23 protein-coding genes are annotated in these 20952 nt (G+C 36.4%); 7 read left to right on the forward strand and 16 right to left on the reverse strand.

Translation table 11 applies throughout. From position 1 onward, the window contains the following. The 9 genes from rimP to A3223_RS03100 form a co-directional block, all read right to left on the reverse strand. On the reverse strand, positions 1–417 hold the full coding sequence (rimP, locus tag A3223_RS03060) for a ribosome maturation factor RimP (protein ID WP_084108753.1): 417 nt from the start codon (positions 415–417) through the stop codon (positions 1–3). Further along, positions 410–775 carry a 30S ribosome-binding factor RbfA gene (gene rbfA, locus A3223_RS03065; RefSeq protein ID WP_084108756.1) on the reverse strand — a complete coding sequence of 122 codons (366 nt, stop codon included), beginning with the start codon at positions 773–775 and terminating at the stop codon, positions 410–412. The genes rimP and rbfA overlap by 8 nt, the downstream gene beginning before the upstream one ends. Then, positions 772–3420: a translation initiation factor IF-2 gene (infB, locus tag A3223_RS03070; RefSeq protein ID WP_084108759.1), complete on the reverse strand. Its 2649-nt coding sequence runs from the start codon at positions 3418–3420 to the stop codon at positions 772–774. The genes rbfA and infB overlap by 4 nt, the downstream gene beginning before the upstream one ends. Beyond that, positions 3407–3661, reverse strand: coding sequence for a hypothetical protein (locus A3223_RS03075; RefSeq protein ID WP_084108762.1), 255 nt, complete (start codon positions 3659–3661; stop codon positions 3407–3409). Before A3223_RS03075 ends, infB begins: the two co-directional genes overlap by 14 nt. Before the next feature lie 21 nt (positions 3662–3682). Beyond that, positions 3683–4567, reverse strand: coding sequence for a homoserine kinase (gene thrB, locus A3223_RS03080; RefSeq protein WP_084108765.1), 885 nt, complete (start codon positions 4565–4567; stop codon positions 3683–3685). 8 nt (positions 4568–4575) lie between these two features. Further along, entirely contained in the window at positions 4576–4977 is a 402-nt protein-coding gene (locus tag A3223_RS03085) for a glycoprotease (RefSeq protein ID WP_084108768.1), read from the reverse strand. 41 nt (positions 4978–5018) lie between these two features. Beyond that, positions 5019–5903 (reverse strand): UDP-3-O-acyl-N-acetylglucosamine deacetylase, encoded by an 885-nt coding sequence (lpxC, locus tag A3223_RS03090; RefSeq protein ID WP_084108771.1) that lies wholly within the window; start codon positions 5901–5903, stop codon positions 5019–5021. A 61-nt stretch (positions 5904–5964) separates the two neighbouring features. Next, entirely contained in the window at positions 5965–7335 is a 1371-nt protein-coding gene (locus A3223_RS03095) for a M23 family metallopeptidase (RefSeq protein WP_084108774.1), read from the reverse strand. A gap of 62 nt (positions 7336–7397) precedes the next feature. Next, positions 7398–8228: a prephenate dehydrogenase gene (locus A3223_RS03100; protein ID WP_084108777.1), complete on the reverse strand. Its 831-nt coding sequence runs from the start codon at positions 8226–8228 to the stop codon at positions 7398–7400. A gap of 89 nt (positions 8229–8317) precedes the next feature. On the opposite strand from A3223_RS03100, the gene bamA reads away from it, so the two are divergent. The 7 genes from bamA (at position 8318) to recO (ending at position 14985) form a co-directional block, all read left to right on the forward strand. Beyond that, entirely contained in the window at positions 8318–10573 is a 2256-nt protein-coding gene (gene bamA / locus A3223_RS03105) for an outer membrane protein assembly factor BamA (RefSeq protein WP_084108780.1), read from the forward strand. Between the two features lie 129 nt (positions 10574–10702). After that, on the forward strand, positions 10703–11617 hold the full coding sequence (accD, locus tag A3223_RS03110; protein WP_084109277.1) for an acetyl-CoA carboxylase, carboxyltransferase subunit beta: 915 nt from the start codon (positions 10703–10705) through the stop codon (positions 11615–11617). Positions 11618–11619: 2 nt separating this feature from the next. Next, on the forward strand, positions 11620–12075 hold the full coding sequence (locus A3223_RS03115; protein WP_084108783.1) for a 23S rRNA (pseudouridine(1915)-N(3))-methyltransferase RlmH: 456 nt from the start codon (positions 11620–11622) through the stop codon (positions 12073–12075). A 10-nt stretch (positions 12076–12085) separates the two neighbouring features. Then, the gene (gene dksA / locus A3223_RS03120; RefSeq protein WP_035167251.1) at positions 12086–12442 is read left to right on the forward strand and encodes an RNA polymerase-binding protein DksA; all 357 of its coding nucleotides are present in this window, start codon (positions 12086–12088) and stop codon (positions 12440–12442) included. A gap of 9 nt (positions 12443–12451) precedes the next feature. After that, a complete protein-coding gene (locus A3223_RS03125; RefSeq protein WP_084108786.1) occupies positions 12452–13450 on the forward strand; it encodes a uroporphyrinogen III synthase HEM4 in 999 nt (332 codons plus the stop codon). Then, positions 13447–14370, forward strand: a complete 924-nt coding sequence (locus A3223_RS03130) for a tRNA dihydrouridine synthase (protein WP_084108789.1) — start codon at positions 13447–13449, stop codon at positions 14368–14370. The genes A3223_RS03125 and A3223_RS03130 overlap by 4 nt, the downstream gene beginning before the upstream one ends. Next, positions 14371–14985 (forward strand): recombination protein RecO, encoded by a 615-nt coding sequence (gene recO, locus A3223_RS03135; protein WP_084108792.1) that lies wholly within the window; start codon positions 14371–14373, stop codon positions 14983–14985. Positions 14986–15216: 231 nt separating this feature from the next. Here recO and A3223_RS03140 read toward each other — a convergent pair whose 3' ends face one another. The 7 genes from A3223_RS03140 to tolB form a co-directional block, all read right to left on the reverse strand. Continuing rightward, positions 15217–15975 carry a tRNA 2-thiocytidine biosynthesis TtcA family protein gene (locus A3223_RS03140; RefSeq protein WP_021090654.1) on the reverse strand — a complete coding sequence of 253 codons (759 nt, stop codon included), beginning with the start codon at positions 15973–15975 and terminating at the stop codon, positions 15217–15219. Further along, the gene (locus A3223_RS03145; RefSeq protein ID WP_084108794.1) at positions 15972–16655 is read right to left on the reverse strand and encodes a 5'-methylthioadenosine/adenosylhomocysteine nucleosidase; all 684 of its coding nucleotides are present in this window, start codon (positions 16653–16655) and stop codon (positions 15972–15974) included. Before A3223_RS03145 ends, A3223_RS03140 begins: the two co-directional genes overlap by 4 nt. Beyond that, positions 16652–17581: an ACP S-malonyltransferase gene (fabD, locus tag A3223_RS03150; RefSeq protein ID WP_084108797.1), complete on the reverse strand. Its 930-nt coding sequence runs from the start codon at positions 17579–17581 to the stop codon at positions 16652–16654. The genes A3223_RS03145 and fabD overlap by 4 nt, the downstream gene beginning before the upstream one ends. Positions 17582–17590: 9 nt before the next feature. Beyond that, positions 17591–18193, reverse strand: coding sequence for an FKBP-type peptidyl-prolyl cis-trans isomerase (locus A3223_RS03155; protein WP_223154487.1), 603 nt, complete (start codon positions 18191–18193; stop codon positions 17591–17593). A 56-nt stretch (positions 18194–18249) separates the two neighbouring features. Further along, complete coding sequence (locus A3223_RS03160) at positions 18250–19002, reverse strand: tetratricopeptide repeat protein (RefSeq protein ID WP_257639232.1); 753 nt, start codon at positions 19000–19002, stop codon at positions 18250–18252. 107 nt (positions 19003–19109) lie between these two features. Beyond that, positions 19110–19616 carry an OmpA family protein gene (locus tag A3223_RS03165; protein WP_021090913.1) on the reverse strand — a complete coding sequence of 169 codons (507 nt, stop codon included), beginning with the start codon at positions 19614–19616 and terminating at the stop codon, positions 19110–19112. Between the two features lie 64 nt (positions 19617–19680). Beyond that, the gene (tolB, locus tag A3223_RS03170) at positions 19681–20937 is read right to left on the reverse strand and encodes a Tol-Pal system protein TolB (RefSeq protein ID WP_084108803.1); all 1257 of its coding nucleotides are present in this window, start codon (positions 20935–20937) and stop codon (positions 19681–19683) included. Positions 20938–20952: the final 15 nt, after the last annotated feature.

Here is a 20952-nt window from a genome sequence, read left to right on the forward strand (position 1 = left end):
TTACCACTCCAAATATGTTTTTGCTTTTTTTATCTCACTGATATTGATCTCAAAAATTCCCTCTTCGTTTTCAACTGCGATACTTTCTTCGTCCGCTTTTACGAGCCTTCCCGCAAATTTCTCAGCCTCGGTTTGAACTTTTACAAGCTCGCCAACACTCGCTTTAAAGTGAGATGGCTTACTAAGCTTTCTCTCAAGGCCAGGTGAACTAACCTCAAGGTTATAATCCCCGCTAACTGGTGGTGTCACGTCAAAGATAGGCGAGAGCAGACGGCTCACTTTTTCGCAGTCATCTAGGCTCACTCCACCATTTTTTGTGATATAAACTCTAAAAATAGCCCTGCCATTTTCATTTGTAATCTCGCTGTCGTAAAGCTCGACACCGCATTCGCGTACTAGTTTGTCTAAATTATCCATTTTTGTTTAAATCCTTTGAAATTTTATCAAACAACTTATCCATATGGTTTTGATACTCTAATCTATCGTCAAATTTAAAGTGAAAATTTGGACATCTATACCAGCCCTCAGCTGCCATGCAGTGGTTTTGCAAGTGCCTACAAACTCGCTTCAAATGTCCCAAAATATACTCTTGTTCACGCTCATCAAATGCCATTTTGTCAAGATAAACAAAGGCGTCGTATCTGCCCTTTTTACACTCGACATCAGTGACGCAAAGCCCCTTTAAAATACCATCTTCAAGAGTAGCTAGAGCCTCTGGAATGAGCTCTTTTAGCACACTCTCTGTTCTCATACGCTTTATTTCGTTAGCGTTCATAGAGTAGCTTTCTCCTTGACTTCTTTAAAGCTTTCGATATAGTCGTTTTCTCTGATGTCGTTAAAATTTTCAATACCAACGCCACACTCATAACCTTTAGCGACCTCTTTGACATCATCTTTGAAGCGTTTTAGCGAACTTACCAAGCCCTCATAAACAACCACTCCTTCTCTAATAAGGCGAATTTTTGCCCCTCTGTTTATCGTGCCCTCAGTGACGATACATCCAGCAATAGTTCCAACTTTTGGCACATGGATCACTTGGCGAACCTGAGCTTGACCAAGCTGCTCTTCTCTGATGATCGGTGACATTAATCCACCTAAAATCGCCTTCACATCGTCAATTAAATTATAGATAACATTATAAGTCTTTATCTCAACACCGCTCTCTTTTGCCTTTTCTTTTATCTCGCCAGTTGGTCTTATGTTAAAACCAAGGATTATACAGTCTTCGCTCGCACTAGCAAGTGCCACGTCGCTTTGCGTGATGCCGCCAACACCTGAGTGGATGACATTTACTCTGATCTCATCATTTGCTAGTTTTTCTAGACTTGCTTTTAGTGCCTCAAGTGAGCCACCAACGTCAGCTTTGATGATGACTGGAAGTGTCTTTAGCTCGCCCTCAGCGATCTTAGCACTAAGCTCATCGATACTAACTTTCGTACTCTTGCTGAGCTCTTTTTGGCGGATGTATTCGGCTTTTTTCTGTGCGTATTCACGAGCCTCTTTGTCAGTTTTTACGCCTATTAATGTCTCGCCTGCCTCTGCTATCTCGCTAAGACCTACTATAACACCGCATTCGCCTGGTTTTATATCTTGCAAAGGCTTACCTTGGTCATCAAGCAAGCTTCTTATCTTTCCATATGCAACACCAGCTACGACAGTATCTCCAACATGAAGCGTGCCATTTTCAACGATAATAGTAGCGACTGGGCCACGACCTTTTTGAAGTGAGCTCTCGATGACAGTTGCTTTTGCGTTTGCCTTTGGATTTGCTTTTAGCTCTAAAAGATCAGCTTGTAAAAGTACAATCTCAAGCAGATCATCTATACCCATGCCTGTTTTTGCAGAGATTGGCACAAATTCATATTTTCCGCCCCACTCTGTTGGCATGATATCAAGCTCGGCAAGACCAGTTTTTACTAGATCAGGATTTGCTGACTCTTTATCCATTTTGTTTATAGCGATGATTATTGGTACACCAGCAGCTTTTGCGTGGCTGACCGCCTCTTTTGTTTGTGGTTTTACGCCATCATCTGCTGCAACAACAATGATAACTATATCAGTTACACCAGCACCTCTTGCACGCATAGCAGTAAATGCTTCGTGACCTGGGGTGTCAATAAATGTGATGTTTTTGCCGTTTTTATTTACCATATAAGCACCAACATGCTGAGTGATACCACCGGCCTCTCCTGCTGCTACACGTGATTTTCTTATGTAATCAAGCAATGAAGTTTTACCATGATCAACGTGACCCATGATGGTTATGACTGGTGCTCTTGGCTGGAGATTTTCATCGTCTTTTATCTCTTCTTCATAGGCTGCTACGTAGTCAAATTCTTTTTGATCATCGATGATATTAACCTCTACATTAAACTCATCAGCCAAAATTTCTATCGCATCTTCATCCAAAAAGTCATTTTTTGTTGTCATCATGCCAAGCATGAAAAGCTTACCAATGATCTCGCTTGGCTGTTTGTTTAGCTTTTCAGCAAATTCATAAACACGAATTTCTTTTGGAATATTTATAGACGTCACAGCTTCATTATTTTGTTTATTTTCAGGCTTTTTGTGTTTTTTTCTAGCTCTTCTTTGAATGCCGCCCTCGCCAAAAGAATTTATTGTATTATTGACCGTAGTTCTCATAACATTTGGCTGTTTTGTCTTTTGAGCTGGTGCTGGTGCCGGAGTTTTAAAACTAAAATCAGGAAGAACGACTACATCTTCATCTTCTAGCACTATGTCACCAAAATAACTTCCGTCAAGCAGATCCATCTTCTGGGCGCTATCCTTTTTACTTGCAACAACTACTTTTTTATCTTTTTTCTTTTTCTTAGCTAAATTTTCATCACTTGCTGAAAACATACTTTTAAAATCGCTTATGTTAGCTATGCTTGGTTCAGGCTTTTTCTCTTCTTTTGTAGCAATTGGTGCTTCATAATCTTTTTTCTTTTTTACTATCACAAGGCCACGTCTTTTTTGAGTCACATCGGCCAAACTCTCTTTTGGTCTTGGAGCTTCGACTTGTTTTTGCTCTACTTTGATTTCTTCTTTTTTAGGCTCAATTTTTTGTTTTTCTTCTAAAATTTGTGCCTCTTTCTTAGGCTCAGCTTTTACCGACTTTGACTCAGTTTTAGTAGTAGCTTTTTTAGGTTCACTCTTTTGCTTTTCTTCTTTTTTTACTGACTCTTTTTCTACTTCTTTTTTAGGCTCTTTTTTTGGTTTAGGTTCACTCTTTTTCTTTTTAAATTTATCTGGTATCACGCCAGTTTGAACATATTCATATATAGCTTCGGCCTCTTCAAGGCTAACTGCATTTGAGTGAGTTTTGACTTTTAATCCTAGCTCTTGAGCTTTTTCTACTATCTCTTTACTTGGATAGCCAAGCTCGTTTGCGATCTCTGAAATCCTAACATTGCTCATTTAAGAGTATCTCCTTTAACTTCGGTGCATCACAAATAAAAGCACCTTTAGTTTGTTTATCAATTATTTTTTTTAAAATTTTTATATCTTTTTGTATACATTTGTCACACAGATAAAAGCTACGACCATTTCCTTTGCCATGCTCTAAATTTTTACCTACCAAGCGGTATCTTTTTAGCAAGCTCTGAGAAATTTTAATTTTACAAGCGACACATGTCCTTACAGGATTATTTTTGTTCATTATATCTTTTTAAACTTGTTTTTAGCTTTGCGTAATTTCGTATCCATCGTTATCAAATGAAAAAACCTCAACCCTAAAATCACCAAATTTACTCTTTAAAATATCTCGTAAATTTTTAGCATCATCTTTGTAAGCGATGTTTAAAAAGCTTGAACCTGAGCCTGAAAGCGTGCTCATTAAAGCACCATTTTCATAAGCTATTTTTCTAACTTCAAAAAGTTCTTCTAAAGCGTGCATTCTACGCTCTTCATGCATCAAATCTTTGCTTGCTATTTTTAAGAGATCATACTTTTTTTCATAAAAACAAGACGTTAAAAAAGCGGCATGAGATAAGTTATTTACGCATTCTTTCATCGTATAGTTCTTTGGTAAAATTTGTCTTGACGAGGATGTGCTCATCGGTTTATTTGGGATAACAACTACTGCTTTTATCTCATCGCTTAAACTTATTTTATTTGCGTAAACATTACCATTTTTTACGATCGCGCTGATAAATCCACCGTGAACTGCTGGCGAGATATTATCAGGATGGGTTTCATAGATGATAGCTTTATTTAAAACTGTCTCTTTGCTTGCCTTAAAGCCAGCCATTTCGTACGCTGAAGCAATGGCCCCAACGATAACAGCAGAGCTACTGCCAAGCCCCCTTGAAAATGGGATATTATTTTCAAAAACGACTCTAAAATTTTCATTTTTACCAGTTAGCTCAAAAAAAATTTCATTAAAAATACTTAAGAATATATTGTTTCTCTTTAAATTTACACTTCCACTGCCTTCGCCGTTTATCGACACTGAGCTAAATTTTGCTGACTCGATTTTCACACTATTAAAAAGCTTCAAACTAAGCCCCAAAGCATCAAAACCAGGACCCAAATTTGCACTTGTTGCAGGCACTAAGATGTTCAAAATTTCTCCTAAACTGCTTGGATGATATAATCTGGAAGTGTATCTGAATTTAGTTTTAATTCATCTAAATTTAAAGGCAACCTAAATCCTACTGGCTCCACTTTTTCAAGTGAAATTTTGCCATCTTTTAAAACAAAACTTAAATTTTTATTTACTCTTATAGCTTGGTGACCATTTAAACTAAAGCCACTAACGGCGTAAAATTTGCAGCCTTTAGCCAAAGAAAATGTTTTTAATATTACATAGGCCACCTTTAGCCCCATGAAGCTTCCAGGCGTATTTGCATAGATAATTTTTGTGATATTAAATTTAGAGGATAAATTTTCTAAGATTTTTATCAAAGCTTCACTGACATGTTCATCAGTCGTAATTTCATCAAATTTTACGCCGTCTTTATAAACTCCAACCAAGAGCGGAGTCGATAAAGAGACAACTAAAATTTCAATATTTTCTATGCAAATACCTTTTGATACTCTTTTAGAAGTTCGCCATTTAGAGTTGCGATCTCGTAGTTTTTCTCATCGGACATCAAAGCAAGAGTTAATTTGTGATTTAGGTCATGGCTTCCAGCAAATGCTGTATAATCGCCCAACAAAGGCGCTCCAAGCAAGCTTAAATCACCGATCGCATCTAAAATTTTGTGCCTTACAAACTCATTTTCAAATCTCAAGCCTTCTGGATTTAGGATATGTGTATCATCGATTGCCACGGCATTATCAAGTGATGCACCAAGGGCTAAATTTTGAGCTTGTAAACGTTGTAAATCTTTTAAAAAGCCAAAAGTTCTAGCACGAGCTATATTTTTTATAAAAGAGCTTTTACTAAAATCAAAAACATATCTTTGTTCACCAATAACTGGATGATCAAATTTTATCGTATAGTCAAATTTTGGACTTCTTGAAGGTGAAGTTCGTACAAATTTAGAACCCTCAACGACTTCAACTTCGCGCCTAACAAGAATTACTTTTTTGCCAGCATCAAGATATCTTATGCCAGCTTCATCAAGTAGCATGCAAAAGCTTATTGCACTGCCATCCATCACTGGAATTTCATTTGCATCAACAGAGATTCTAATATTATCAATGCCATAACCATTTATGGCTGACATTAGATGCTCAATCGTACTAATAAAGCCCTTTTCATTGCCAACAACAGTTGCCATCTGCGTATTTATAACATTTTTAGGTTCAGCTTTAAAACTAATACCAAGATCTTCTCGGTGCAAAATAATACCAGAATTTGCATCAAGAGGTTCTAGTATAAGTCTTATCGGCTCACCTTTATGAAGCCCTATACCAACGGTCTCAACGCGTCTTGCGATAGTAGTTTGTTTCAAGAATTTTCCTTATATTTTTAATCTGCTTATGATAGCACTAAAAAATCAATTTTGCAAATTTTTAGTTCTTGTCTATCATCGCTTTTGCAACATCTAAGACACTTGTGATATTGTCTTTTATCCACTTTTTGTCCATCCATTGTTGTGGTCTTACCTCTTCGCCTTGAACCAAAATTCCAAAGTGAAGGTGATCGCCAAGTGCAAGACCACTAGTTCCAGTAGTACCTATCTGATCGCCAGCTGCCACCATATCGCCCTCTTTTACTCTAGCGCTTGAGCAGTGTCCATAAAGCGAATAAAGCCCAAATCCATGATCGATCACAATATTTAATCCATAAATTCCATTTTCAGATGCTAGCACAACACGACCGGCATTACTAGCTATTATAGGGGCTGCTGCCACACTTGCAAAGTCTATTCCCATATGCCATGATTCGCTTACTTGCTCGTTATTATATGTATAGTATCGGTGATCGGCGAAGTCAGCCACTTTTTTACCATTTCTTAGTGGATAAAATGGTGTCACACTAAAGCCAGATAACATCTTATCGCCAGGATTTGTAGTAAGTGCTGTTATTTTTTCTTCGTTTGAATTTCTAAGCGTTTCATTGACAAATCTCATTTTTTCAAGCCTTGAAAGCGCACTCGGATCTTTTGCATATTGATCAGTTAGATCAACTATCTTACCATCTAAAAATCTATCATTTAATGCAATAGTTGAAGTTTTATACTTTACATTTTCGTAAAAATATCTAACATGTGACTTGCTTTCGTTGCCTGCAAAGTCTCTTGCAATGACCTCAGCACTAAAATTTTCAACCTGAACTGGCCAAGCAACAAGTGCTGCATAAAAGCCCTCTTTATAAAATGGCACTGCCTTAAATTTCTTACCAAAATTTGTCTGTACATAGACCTCTTTTAGCTGATTATCAGTTGCTCTAAAGACCACAACAGCACTACCACCTTTTGAGATAGAATAAGACTGTGAAAGCACGTAAAGATCAGGTTTTGAAGTATCAAGCACTACTTCGACTTTTTTACTAGCTTTATTGCCAGTAAAAAAGCTCCATTTGCTAGTATCTACAGCTTCGATATTCATCTCATAGGTATCTTTTTGAGCAAAAAAGCCAGTCTTTGGAAAGGTTAAATTTACATCAAGTTCAGTACTTGGATTTTGTATGATTTGATTTAATAAATTTAGATCATTTTTCCCATCATTCATACTAATTCGTACAAATTTTATACCACTATCATCTTTAAATTTGATATTCATTGGGGTTCTAAGATTCCAATAAACCTTATCAGCAACACCGATTATCGGCTCATTTCGCTCAAAATCTTTTGACATCAAAGCATAGCCAAAACTACCGGCTAAAATTAAAATTAGCAAAAGCACAACAATACCAAAACCGCCAATTCCACGTCTATACATATATTTTTACCTTAAATTTTATTTGCGAAATTTTACACGTAAATCAATAAATTTTTAGTTAATTACAAAATTTCTCTTACAGCTCTAGCGTCGCTCATCCAAGCAAAAAGTTCATCCCAGCGTTCATCTTTGATGAGATCTTTGCACAAATTTAGCTCTTTTTCAAACATATTTATAGCTTCAACAACATTATTTTTATTTTGCTTAAAAATATCACTCCACATAAAAGGCGAACTCTTTGCGACACGTATCATTCCCTTAAATGTAGGTCCACCTAGTGCTACGATATGCCTTTTATCCTCTTCTTTTAAAATTCCACTCGCTAGAGAAAATGCAATCGCATGAGGCAAATGCGAAATAAGACCCACGTGATGATCATGTTCTTTCGCACTCATAAAAATAATCTTCATACCAAGGCAAGAAAATAACTCAACGCTTCTTTTTACATGTTTTTCTGCGCTTTCTGCAAAGTCACAAACAATAACAGTTGCCCCTGTGTAAAGTGATTTGAAAGCAGCCTCTGGACCAGAATACTCGGTACCTGCCATTGGATGAGCTGGGATAAAATTTTTACGAATTTTTTCTGGCACAGCTTCTATTATCTTTTGTTTGGTTGAGCCAAAATCAATGATAGTTGTATCTTCGCTAATATCGGTTAAATTTTGCACGATGCTCACGATAGCCTCGACTGGCACAGCCAAAAAGATGATGTCACACTTCTTTTTCATCTCGTCAATGCTTAAAATTTCATGCACCAAGCCAAGCTCTAAGGCCTTTTTGCTATGATTTTCGTCTTTATCGTATCCGCTAACACAAGAGATTAATTTTTCATCTTTTAATGCTAGCCCAAGTGAGCCACCCATAAGACCAAGTCCGATGATACCTATTTTCATAAAAAACCTTCAAAATTATAAAATTTAAATTTATTAAAAATAAAATATGATATTATACGCACTTATACTAAAACTCTAGGTTAAATTTAATGAAAAAGAAATTATTTTTATTAGCATTAGCTTTCAGTGGCCTAAGCGCACAAACAATCCAGTCAATAAATTTTAAAGGCCTAATTCACCTTTCGCCTGAAGTAGCAAGCCAAATAATGGGCCTAAAAGTCGGTCAGGATTTGACTCCAAAGCTTAGCGATAAGGCGATCACAAATTTATACAAACAAAATTATTTCGACGATATCTACATAGAAGATACAGGCAATGGCAATCTTTTAGTAGCTGTAAAAGAGAAGCCAAGTGTTGCGAGAGTCGATCTAAAAGGCGTCGTAACAAATGATAAAACTGCCATAGAGTCGCTAATCAACATCAAACCAGGCAATATGTATGATGAGCTTACAATAGAAAAAACTAAAGAGAGAATTCGTCAGTATTATGAGTCAAAGGGTTATTTTGATACCGTTGTAGACGTAGAAAAACAACCAGTTGCAGATAACGACAGCTCACTTTTCATAACGCTCAACATAAACCGCGGCGAAAATATGATAATCAAAAATGTAAATTTAGTCGGTGCAAAAGAGTTTGATTATGACGACATTGAGCCAGTAGTTGCAAATAAAAGTAGAGAATTTATGGGCTGGCTTTGGGGCAGAAATGATGGTAAAGTTAAACTTTTTGAGCTTGAAAATGACCCAGCAAGGATCCAAGACAAATATTTCCAAAAAGGCTATTTAGACGCGACTATTTCGTCACCTTATTTAAATTCATCGTTTGATAACTACACAGCTGATCTTACTTATTATGTTCATGAGGGTGAGCCTTATAAGGTTTCAAATGTAAGTATTACAGCACCTGAAGAGCTAGAGCTTGACACTAAAAAGATTATAGATGACTTTAGGCTTGAGGCTGGCGATACAATGAACTCAGCAAGACTTCGCCAAGATATGAAAAAGCTCGATGATATGGTTGCTGATAAAGGTTATGCGTTTGTAAAAGTCTATCCAAAGACTGATAAATTTGATGAAAACAAAACTGTCGATATTGATTATGAAGTAGATCCTGGTGAAAAAGTATATATAAGAAATGTTCAAATTTCAGGAAACGATAGGACTGTTGACCGCGTTGTAAGACGCGAACTTTATCTAACTGAAGGAAATTTATATAGCAGAACCGACCTTCAAGACTCAAAAGATGCATTAAAAAGAACAAGCTACTTTGACGATGTTGAGATAGAAGAAGATCCAGTTGATAAAAATACTGTCGATCTAAAAGTAAAAGTAAAAGAGGCTTCGACTGGCTCAATAAGCGGCGGTATCGGATACGGCAGTAGTGACGGACTATTATTAAATGCAGCACTTTCTGACACAAATATCTTTGGCTCTGGCCTTCAAGGACAAGTAAGTGTTGATAAAAGTGACAGAGAGCTTTCAGGCCAGATAAGTCTTACAAACCCAAGAATTTTTGACTCAGAGTATAGCCTTGGTGGAACACTTTACGCAAATGACTATGACTGGAGAACATATAAAGAGAGAAGCTATGGCTTTAGCACAACACTAGGTAGAAAACTAACTAGAAATTTAAGTGCATCACTTACTTATAACATTGAGCAAAGCAAAATTACCTTAAAAGATGATGAACTAAGAGATATCAACACAAAAACCAAAAAAGAAATTTATAGAGAAGGTAAAGCTATAAAAAGCGCTATAACTCCGGCTTTAACATATAATAGCACCGATGATTATTACTTGCCAAGACGTGGCATCATAGCTAGCACATCATTTGAGATAGCTGGGCTTGGTGGCGATATAGACTTTATCAAAAATCGCACAAATTTCAACTACTACCTAGGCCTTAGAGAGTACATCGACTACGATCTTATCTTAAGATACAAGGCTAGCTTTGGCAAAATTTGGGAAAGAGGATATACCCCGATCAACGAAAGACTTTACCTTGGTGGTATAAGAAGCTTGCGTGGTTACGAGAGCAGAACCGTATCTCCAAAGGTAAAATATAATGGCGACTACTACGAATATGGCGGCGAAACTTCGTTTAATAATTCAGCTGAAATAAGCTTCCCTATAATAGATCGTGTCAAAATGCGTGGCGTTGTATTTTATGACTACGGCATGATCGGTGAGAATAGCCTAAATGAGATAAAAAGATCTTCAGTTGGTACTGGCATAGAATGGATAACTCCTATCGGACCACTTCAACTAATCTTTGCAAAAGCTCTTAAACCTAAAGAGGGCGATGATACAAATACATTTGAATTTACTATCGGAAGACGATTCTAACAAGATACTTTAAAGGGGCTAACTTGCCCCTTTAAACCTCCACAAATAAACAAACTTTAAGTCATATAAGAAAAAGCAAGGCAAACATTAGATATAATCCCACAATTTTTAATATAAGTGGGTAAAAATATGAATTTCTCAGACATTTTTTCAAAGATAAGAAAAGCTCAACCTCGTCCAGAAGAAGCACCTACACACTGGGTAAAATGCGATAATTGTCACTCACTGATGTACTACAAAGAAGTTGAAGCTTGTTTTAATGTATGCCCGAAATGTGGCTATCATATGAGATTAAAAGCTACCGATCGTATAAATTTGATCTGTGATGAAGATAGCTTTGTAGAATTTGATGCGAATTTAAAACCGGTAGATCCATTAAATTTTGTTGATAAAAAATCATACAAAAAAAGAATCACAGAAAATAAAGAAAAAACAGGACGCACAAGCTCAGTGATATGTGGCGAAGGTAAATGCGACGGACAAGAGATCCAGCTAGTTGTTTTTGACTTTGGCTTCATGGGTGGTTCGCTAGCTTCAGTTGAGGGTGAAAAGATCGTAAGAGCGATAAAACGGGCAATAGAAAAACGCCAAGCTTTAGTCATAGTGAGCGCTTCAGGTGGAGCTAGAATGCAAGAGAGTACATTTTCTTTGATGCAAATGTCAAAGACATCAGCTGCTTTAAAACTACTTGATGAAGCGAAACTACCTTACATCTCAATACTTACTGATCCGACGATGGGTGGCGTTAGTGCCTCTTTTGCTTGGCTTGGAGATCTAATAATTGCTGAACCTGGCGCATTGATAGGCTTTGCCGGTCAAAGGGTCATCAAACAAACCATTGGTGCTGACCTTCCAGAGGGATTTCAAAGAGCTGAGTTTTTATTAGAACATGGCTTAATCGATGCTATTGTGCCAAGAAGCGAACATAAAAAATATATAAGCGATATGGTTAAATTTCTCACAAATAATAAGACAATACATCAAAAAGATAAACAAGATGAGAGCGGAAATAACTTTGAACTAAAGCTAAAAACCAAAGGCTAAATTTGGAAATTTCAGTTTTTAGTATTCAAAAATCATCACATGACAACTTTGAAAACGAAATACAAGAATATATAAAAATGAGTGCAAAATTTGCCAAGATAAACGATAAAGTCTTTTTTAATGAAAAAATAGCAAAAGCTCAAAGTGCTGGAAAAAGCGAAGCTTTAAGAGCTTATGATGAAATTTATGAGCCAAATTTAAAGGGCTTTTGCGTAATGCTTGATGAAAATGGCTTACAACTTGATAGTCAAGAATTTGCACAAATTTTAAACTCAAATTCACAAATTAACTTTTTCATAGGTGGAGCTTATGGCCTTAGTCAAAATTTAAAGAACAAAGCGCAAAAAATCATAAGTTTGAGCAAGATGACAATGGCACATAAGGTTGCCAAGCTTGTACTTTTTGAGCAAATTTTTAGAGCACTTTGCATAAATGCAAACCACCCATACCACAAATAAAGGAATATAAATGACACAAACTGAGCTAAATTTTTTTAAAAAATTACTTGAAGAAAGAAAATTACAGATCAAAAAAAATATCTATGATTCATCTGTTGAAGTAAATGGCTTAAGAGATAGTGGTGTAAGCGATGAGTTTGATATAGCCTCAGTAAATACAGACCAGTTAATAGAGCATTCCATCTCGACGCAACAAAGAGCAGAGCTATCAGAGATAGATGAAGCACTAGAGAAGATAGCAAATAAAACTTATGGAATTTGTGATATGTGTGAAGAGGAGATCAGCATACCGCGACTAAAAGTAAAACCACATGCAAAATACTGCATAACTTGCCGTGAAATAATCGAAAAAACAGCAAAAAACTAAGGAGAAAATATGAAAACTAGAAAATTTCTCGTCTATTGCATAATCTATATAGTAGTTGTTGCAGGACTCACTTATTCTCTTAATAGTTCTGATTACACATTTGAGCTTTTAGGCCAAACTATAACTTTGCCAATTGCTATTTGGGTCGCTCTTCCAGTAGCTGTTTTAGCGCTTCTTGCCCTACTTCATATCGCTTATCATGGATATGCTTTTTATAGATATAAAAAATGGATCAAAAAAGATAGCCAGCTTTATAAAGACTTAGCCAAAGAGACGCTTCTTGGCTTTGAGAGCAATAAAGACTTCAAAACCGACACTTACAAGATCGCCTCACAGCTTACTCGCTCTATCTCACCAGTAGGCGAGCTTAAAGATGTCGGTGTAGATGATGCTGAGATAAACAATATCTTACAAACTATAAAAAGTATAAAAAATAAAGAGATCGTCGATCTAAAGAAATTTAGACTAGCAAAAGATAGCAAGTTAAATATCCTAAATGAGCTAAATAAAATCGAGCAACTACCAACTTACTATCTTGACGTACTTAAAAACCAAGATCAAAACGAGAGTCTTAAAAAAGCTGCATTTGATAAACTCATAAAAGTAGCTTCTTTTAGCGAGATCAAAAGATTAAATTTTGAGCTAGCAAGTGAAGATATAATGCTTATTATTACCCGATTTGTAAATGACGAGATCGATCTAAGCAGTGATGAAATTTTTGATCTTTTAAACAACGCAAAAGTGACAAAAGCTCAATACGATAAAGCCGCTGTAATGCTTAAAAATAAACTAAAACCAGATGCATTTATTGGCATCTTTGAAAAACTAAAAAGCATCCATGCTGACGCTGATGAGGCTTACGTATATGCACTGTTTGAGCTTCAAATGCTTGATAAAGTAAGAGAAGCTATCGAAGGTAGCGATCCAGATGAGTTTAAAGAGATAAAGGTCTTACTGTTTTTACGAGATAACGGCAAAATGGTCCCTAGCTCGTTATTTTTTAAATGATAGACTTTAGTAAAAAGCCACTTTTCTTAGCACCTCTTGCTGGCTTTTCTGACTTGCCATTAAGAAGCGTAGTTAAGAAATTTGGCTGCGATGTCACTGTTAGCGAAATGATCAGCGCAAATGCTCTGGTCTATGAGAGCAGTGACAAAACTCTTGAAATGCTTAAAAAATCCCCAAACGAAGAGCCTTACGTCGTCCAGATAGCTGGTAGCGACATAGAAAATATAAAAAAAGCTGTGAAGATAATCAATAAATTTGATGGAATTTATGGGCTCGATCTAAACTGCGGCTGCCCCGTACCAAAGGTCGTTAGACAAGGTGCAGGCTCAGCCTTACTAAATGATCTTGATAAACTTCAAAATATAATCTCAGCCATAAAAAGCATCTCAAACAAAGAGAGCCTGAGTGTTAAATTTAGACTTGGCTTTAACGACAAAAATGAAGAAAAGATAGCAAAAGCCTGCGAAGAAGCCGGCGCAAACTACATCGCAGTACATGGGCGCACCAGAGCTGGTGGATACAGCGCAAAGGTTGATTACGAAGCGATCGCTAGAGTAAAGGCTAGTGTAAAAATTCCAGTCGTGGCAAATGGCGATATAAATGCGCAAAATGCAGATGAAATTTTAAACCTTACAAAATGCGACGCCCTAATGATCGGTAGAGCAAGCATCGGTAACCCTTGGATATTTCACGAGATAAAGACTAAAACTAGCGTGGATAAGGCGCTAAAACAAAAGATCATCCTAGCTCACTTTGATGCGATGATCGAGCATTACGGTGAGCACGGACTTTGCATATTTAGAAAACATTTGCACCAGTACAGCAAGGGCATCGACGGTGCAACAACCTTTAGAAACGATGTAAATTTCATCAAAGACGCGACAGCGATGAGAGAGCGCATAAGGGAGTTTTTTGCCTAGATGCAAGGCTACATCCTGCGCGTGCAAAAGGTCAGAGACGAGGACCTTTTAGTCTTTGTGCTAACGCCAAATTTGCTCGTAAAGTCGTATAGATTTTTTGGCGCACGCCACTCAAATATCATGACTGGCTATAAGATCGACTTTGAGCTCGAGCAAGAGGCGAAATTTCTACCAAAACTTAGAAGCATAATTCATCTTGGCTTTAAATGGCTGTTAGAGCGAGACAAGCTCATCATTTGGCAGCAGTTCATGCGCCTACTTTATGATCATCTAAAAGAGGTCGAGCAGCTCGATGAAATTTACTTTAACGAGCTTGATCGCTGCGCCAAACAGATGCAGCTGCAAAATCCAAAACGCCTTATCATCGAAAGCTACGTTAAAATTTTAGAGTATGAAGGTAGGCTTCACAGCGAGCTTGAGTGCTTCATCTGCGACGAGGAGATAGAGAGCGAGCTTTGCTTAACTCGTGGTTTTTTACCCTCTCACAAGCACTGTCTTGATAGGAGCGAATTTGACACTAGCAAGATCAAAAATTTGTTTGATACAAAAAGCACGATCGAGCTAAATGACGATGAGATAAACCGCCTTTATAAAATTTTACTTGACGGACTTTAAACTCTATTATGACTATTTTTTAAGCTTCAATTTTCTAAGTTATAAAATTCTAACCAGTAGTTTTTGTACTAAATGCTTTTGTATTTGTTGTATATGACACTTTTGATTCATGCACAAGTACAAGAATTTCATCTATTCATACATTTTTTTATTTATTTTGATACGAGCTAATTAAAATAGAAATATTTATAACCTGCTTTTTGAGATTAGTCTCAAGAAGCAAGTAAAATTTTACTCTTCACTACTGCTATTGAGAGCAAAAAAAGTATCAGTATGAATATTTTCAAATGCTGCTTTTAGCGAAGTAAAAAGTTTTGGATTTTCTTTTTCTAAAGTCGCTAGAAGCTGTTTAGTTTCATATCTAGCATGCGGCATCTTTACGTCAAATCTCATTGCAGGGCATGCTTCATCGCCAATGACTCTTAATTCATTTTTGATAGCATTTTCGCGAAGCTGTCTCTCGCGAACGAAGATAAATGGCCTAATAACCGTGATTCCATTTTTTGCAGTATATTTTGGAGCAAGCGTCCTTAGTGCACCATTATAGGTAAAATTCATAAAAAAGCTCTCCGCTGCATCGTCTAAATGATGAGCAATCGCAAGTTTATTAAAACCATGTTTTAAGGCGTAAGTATAAAGATAACCTCTTCTCATACGAGAAAAGAAACTACAAAAACTGGAATTCTTACGGATTTTCTCTTTTGAAATTTCAAAGATTGAGCTATCTATCACTTCATGCTCTATTCCGTGCTCATTGCAATGCTTCGTAAGATAAGCGTAGTCCTCACCCATGCCGTAGCTTAGTGTTACTGCTTTAAACTCAAATTTCTCAGGTGTAACGTTTTGAATATGCTTTAGTACGTGAGCGAGTGCGAGGCTATCCTTACCGCCACTAAGGCCAAGCAATATCTTATCTCCACCCTCTATCATTTTGTATCTAGCATTTGTCTGACCAACTTGCCTAAGAAGCCTTTTACTAAGCTCTATCATAAGCTTTCTACCATTTCAAGTATAAATTTTGCACTAACATTTGCTGAATCTTGCAAAAAATTATCAAAGTCAAACTCTGCTGCATCACCAGCTCCATCGCTGATAGCTCTTAGTATAAAAAATGGCACACCAAGTGTTTCGCAAACTAGTGCAACGCTAGCACCTTCCATCTCGGTAGCGCTCGCATTAAATATCTTTTTTATCCAATTTTTCTTTTCATTATCGCAGATGAACTGATCTCCAGTCGCAATAATACCAGCACTTAAGCTCATATCTTTTTTATCAGCTATCTTTTTTGCCAGTTCATTTAGCCCTTCATCGCTTTTGACAAAGATACTTGTGCCTGGCACATAGCCATAAGGATGGCCAAAAGCCGTAATATCAAGATCATGTTGCACTAAGCTAGTAGCATAAAGCATATCGCCTATTTTTAAACTCTCATCAAGCGAGCCAGCTACGCCAGTAAAGAGCAACTTTGAGGCCTTAAATTTTTCTATCATTAAAGTTGCCGTTATGGCTGCATTTACTTTACCTATCTTTGAATAGGCAATGACTAGCTCTTTTTCTTTATAGTTTGCTAAGTAAAATTTATTATTTGCATATTGAACAGTTTTATATTCACCAACCATTTCAAGGATCGGTGTTATCTCCTCTTGCATAGCTCCAAGTATCGCTATCATCTCTCCTCCAAAATTTTCACAACTTCTTCAAGACTTGCCATATCCGTAATACTATAAGTTGGCTTTTCGGTAATTTTTTTATTGATGCCCTTTAACGTCGCAGCACCAAGCTCGATAAAACAATCAACATTATTTTCATAGTTTTTAATGCTCTGTTTATAGCAAACTGGTTTTATTAGCTGCTCTTTTAGCAGGACTAGCGCTTCACTTTTATCGGTATAAATTTTAGCATTTACATTTGAGACAACTGGAGAAAAATTGGTAGTTAAAGTACTCTCAAGCTCGCTTGCCAACCTAACACTAGCTGGCTCAAGTATCGGACAATGGCTTGCTACTGACATATTTAAAAGCATTGCTCTTTTTGCACCAGCTTCTTTAAATTTTGCTTCATAGCTAGCAAGATCAGCTCTTACGCCAGCGATAACGATTTGTCCATCGCAGTTGTAGTTTGCAGCATAAATTTGTAAACCTTCTTCTCTTGCTTTTTTACAAATTTCTTCAACTACTTCATCACTAAGTCCAAGAATTACCATCATGCCGGCATCTTTGCCAACGCAGGCTTCTTGCATAAATTTACCACGTAAATTTACAAGCCTAATCGCATCAATAAAATTAAATGCTCCACTAACTGCAAGAGCAGTAAATTCTCCAAGTGAGTGCCCAAGACTAAATTCTGGTTTTTCTTTAATAAAATTTGAAAAAGCCAAATAAGTCATTAGCGAGTTTAAAACGATAGCTGGCTGAGTAAATTCTGTTTTATCTAACTTATCGTTTTGTGTAAATAAAAGCTCTTTGTAATCAATGCCAGTGTCATTACAAGCATCATTTAAAAGTAACTTAGCAGTAGAAAAATTTTCGTAAAAGTCTTTTCCCATACCAATACTTTGCGAGCCTTGGCCCGCAAAAACAAAAGCAAATTTTTTCATTTTAGCTTCTTAGTGATGGTGATGTCCGTGTCCACCGCAACCGCAACCACCATCCTCGTGTCCGTGTCCATGCCCGTGTCCATGACCACCGCAGCACTCATGTTCATGCTCATGATCGTGACCACCGCAACCACAAGTATGAGCCCCAGCTACCATACCTGTTGCTTTTTCATCTTCTGTCGCATCTCTAACTTCTAAAACTTCAACATTAAATAGTAAATCTTTACCAGCATATGGGTGATTAAAATCAACTGTTACTTCGTCATCTTTGATCTCTTTAACAATAACACGAACGCTTGAGCCATCCTCATTTTGACCAAAAAGTTCCATTCCTTCATGTAAATCTATACCAGCAAACTGCTCTTTTGGTAACGACTGAATGGCTTCGTTATTATATTCACCACAACCTTCTGCTGCCTTTACGCTTATAGTTGCTCTTTCACCTGATTTTAACTTGCTTACTTCTTCCTCAAGCTTTTCTATAATATGACCATGCCCTGTTATAAATGAAATTTGTCCACCTTCTTGCATGTTTGACTCTAGAATTTCACCAGTGTTGGCATCTTTTAGTTCGTAAAACATAGTTATAACTTGATCTTTACTCACAATAATCTCCTTAGATTTGGTTTTTTGATTAATGTGGGATTATATCTAAAAAAGATTAAAATTTAGTTTCTATTGGGAGAGGCTTTGGCTTCTTTGCTATCTGGATAGCCGACTTTTAGAGCCTTATAAAATCTATTTGCACTTTGCGTATCACCTATCTTATCAAAGCTTATAGCTGTGTGATATAGAAGTTTTGGTGTATAGTCAGCCTTATCTTCGTTCTGTATGCTTTTTTTGTAGTATTGTATAGCTGTGCTGTATGATTTTTGACTGTAAGCAACTTCACCTAAATAATAATTTGTTGCACCAGTTTTATAGCCTTTTTTATTTAAATATTCAAAATATCCAGCTGCTTCTGTGCTATTGCCAGAATTTAAAAGTTTAATGCCATCAGCCAAAATATCTTTATCGCTTTTTCCACTAAAATTTGAAGTTGGCTTACTTTGTTGTTTTGGATTTGTATTTTGCTTTGGTTGGGCAGCATTTTTATCCATTATTGCACCTAATTTATTTAAGGCAGCAGTAATATTTTTGTAGTTTTTGTCTTGTATATCTCTAGTTTCATCAACATAAGCCTTCAATGATGTCAAACTTACATCAGAATCACTTATGCCACCATTTACCTTCGTCTCTATATCATTTATTCTTTGCTCAAGCTTATTCATTCTAGCACTCATGCTTTCAAACAAGCTTTGCAAACCTTGAAGTTGTTCTAAAACACTATTCATATTCTCTTCGATATTTTGAACACTTCGCTTATTATTTAAGGTAACTTTTTCATTGTCAGTTAGACCGTATGGATTAGCACTATCCATATTGCCTGCATCAAAAGCTGAAATCTCTTGACCGGAGGTAATAGAGATAGCGGCTCCAATCAGAGCCACTATAATTAATTTTTTGTTCATTATTATTTAATTATAAATTATGGAAGTACTTTGAAATCTGCACGTCTATTTTGAGCATCGCAAGCTTTTGTTTTATCTGTGCAAACTGGATTGCTTTCACCAAAGCTAACTACAGCGATTCTATCAGCACTAACGCCATTTCTTACAAGAGCATCTTTAGCGCTTTTAGCACGTTTTAAACCAAGAGCATAGTTATACTCATCTGTACCCCACTCATCGCAGTTACCTTCTACTTTTATAGAAAGAGCTTGAGCGTCAGCTTGGTTAAATACTGATGCATTTGAGCTAACAACGCCTTGTTGATCAGCTTTGATATTAAATTTATCAAAGTCAAAGTATACACTTTTAACTTGACTCTCGATGTTAGCAATAAGAGCTGCTAATCTATCAGCATCGCTCATGCTACCTGAATTGTCTGCAGATTGATTTGAATTTGAATTCATATCAACTTCAGGGTTTTTTGAGCTACAACCGCTCAACAATAAAGTTGCAACTGCAACACTTGCTAGAACTACTTTTTTCATTCCTTATCCTTTTTTAGAAATTTGGTCGAATTATATCACAAAAATTTTAAATTTTATCAGAATCTTACCAATCTATAGATTGAATTTTTCCTACTTTTAAAGGAAACTGAAAACTTCTGTTTTCATTTAGCCTAACAACGCCTAGTGAACTTTGACCACCAAGCTCTTTTATAAAGACGACACTTTGCCCATCGCTTGAGAATCTTGGATAGTTATTTTTGCCATTTGCTGTAAGCTGGCGTATAAAATCCGTTTGAGTTGAAATTAGATATATATTAAAACTACCGCTTGCTTCCCTGCTTGAATAAACAACATAATTTTCAAATGTACTTACAGAGTTATTATTTTTACCATGAAATACCATTTGTTCAACGCTTCCGCCAGAAATCGCAGGAGTTGCAAAAACGTTGGGATAACCAAGCCTATCTGATACAAAAACTATCTTACTATCATTATCTACAAAATTTCCATTTACATCTATACCTGGATAATTGGTAATCTGCGTCAAACTTTTACTATTTGTATTATAGATAAAAATATCTGGCTGATCTTTTGGTGCCATGGTTAATAAAATTTTACTTCCATCTTTACTAACATCTGAGGCTATAAGCATGCCAATGCTATCAATTATCTTTGTTTTTGTGCCAGAATTTAGATCATATCTAAATAAAGTTGGCTTATTATTCACATAAGATGTATAGTAAAATTTACTTTGATCGGCTCCTGCCCATTTTGGGAAAATGTTTAGACCACCACTTACTATGGTCTTTTGATATGTAAGTGTATAATCAGCAACTATGATAGAGCTTTGGCGAGCTGAAGTATATTTTGAAAGAATAATAAATTTTTCCATCCAGCCAACTGGTGGTAAATTTAGCTCGTTGGTAAGCTCAACTATACTTTTATGCGCCAAAAACGGATACTTTGCGCCATCTGGCATAGTGTAAACCTTCTCATATCTTGTAGTTGCTGTCTTAGCGTTTATCAGTTTTACTCTCAAAGTAAGAGGTGAGCCCATAGAGCCTTCAAGAGCATATCTAAAGATAAGCTCGACGCCTTTATCACTCATTGTATTAGTAGTCGCATCTCCTTCATAGGTAGAAGGCACATGATCTTCGATTACTTCAAAATCAGAACTAACCTTTAGATCTCCTAGCATGATTTTAAAGAATTTATCTTTAAAACCCGCATCGCTAACAGCAGTTGTTGCATCTTGCAAAGCTATCTTTGGCAAGGCAATACCTTGATTTACAACAGATATGGTTGCATCAGCAGCATAAAGCCCTAGAGCAACACATAAAAAAAGAAAAATTTTCTTCATCTCTACTCCATAATT

This window comes from Campylobacter concisus (assembly GCF_002092855.1).
In the GTDB taxonomy this organism is placed as follows: Bacteria; Campylobacterota; Campylobacteria; order Campylobacterales; family Campylobacteraceae; genus Campylobacter_A; species Campylobacter_A concisus_AI.

Excerpts from the sequence above, each read along its gene's own strand:
- rimP (WP_084108753.1), bottom strand. The coding sequence starts at position 417 with ATGGATAATTTAGACAAACTAGTACGCGAATGCGGTGTCGAGCTTTAC.
- rbfA (WP_084108756.1), bottom strand. The coding sequence starts at position 775 with ATGAACGCTAACGAAATAAAGCGTATGAGAACAGAGAGTGTGCTAAAA.
- infB (WP_084108759.1), bottom strand. The coding sequence starts at position 3,420 with ATGAGCAATGTTAGGATTTCAGAGATCGCAAACGAGCTTGGCTATCCA.
- A3223_RS03075 (WP_084108762.1), bottom strand. The coding sequence starts at position 3,661 with ATGAACAAAAATAATCCTGTAAGGACATGTGTCGCTTGTAAAATTAAA.
- A3223_RS03095 (WP_084108774.1), bottom strand. The coding sequence starts at position 7,335 with ATGTATAGACGTGGAATTGGCGGTTTTGGTATTGTTGTGCTTTTGCTA.
- A3223_RS03100 (WP_084108777.1), bottom strand. The coding sequence starts at position 8,228 with ATGAAAATAGGTATCATCGGACTTGGTCTTATGGGTGGCTCACTTGGG.
- bamA (WP_084108780.1), top strand. The coding sequence starts at position 8,318 with ATGAAAAAGAAATTATTTTTATTAGCATTAGCTTTCAGTGGCCTAAGC.
- accD (WP_084109277.1), top strand. The coding sequence starts at position 10,703 with ATGAATTTCTCAGACATTTTTTCAAAGATAAGAAAAGCTCAACCTCGT.
- dksA (WP_035167251.1), top strand. The coding sequence starts at position 12,086 with ATGACACAAACTGAGCTAAATTTTTTTAAAAAATTACTTGAAGAAAGA.
- A3223_RS03125 (WP_084108786.1), top strand. The coding sequence starts at position 12,452 with ATGAAAACTAGAAAATTTCTCGTCTATTGCATAATCTATATAGTAGTT.
- A3223_RS03130 (WP_084108789.1), top strand. The coding sequence starts at position 13,447 with ATGATAGACTTTAGTAAAAAGCCACTTTTCTTAGCACCTCTTGCTGGC.
- recO (WP_084108792.1), top strand. The coding sequence starts at position 14,371 with ATGCAAGGCTACATCCTGCGCGTGCAAAAGGTCAGAGACGAGGACCTT.
- A3223_RS03140 (WP_021090654.1), bottom strand. The coding sequence starts at position 15,975 with ATGATAGAGCTTAGTAAAAGGCTTCTTAGGCAAGTTGGTCAGACAAAT.
- A3223_RS03145 (WP_084108794.1), bottom strand. The coding sequence starts at position 16,655 with ATGATAGCGATACTTGGAGCTATGCAAGAGGAGATAACACCGATCCTT.
- fabD (WP_084108797.1), bottom strand. The coding sequence starts at position 17,581 with ATGAAAAAATTTGCTTTTGTTTTTGCGGGCCAAGGCTCGCAAAGTATT.
- A3223_RS03160 (WP_257639232.1), bottom strand. The coding sequence starts at position 19,002 with ATGGATAGTGCTAATCCATACGGTCTAACTGACAATGAAAAAGTTACC.
- A3223_RS03165 (WP_021090913.1), bottom strand. The coding sequence starts at position 19,616 with ATGAAAAAAGTAGTTCTAGCAAGTGTTGCAGTTGCAACTTTATTGTTG.
- tolB (WP_084108803.1), bottom strand. The coding sequence starts at position 20,937 with ATGAAGAAAATTTTTCTTTTTTTATGTGTTGCTCTAGGGCTTTATGCT.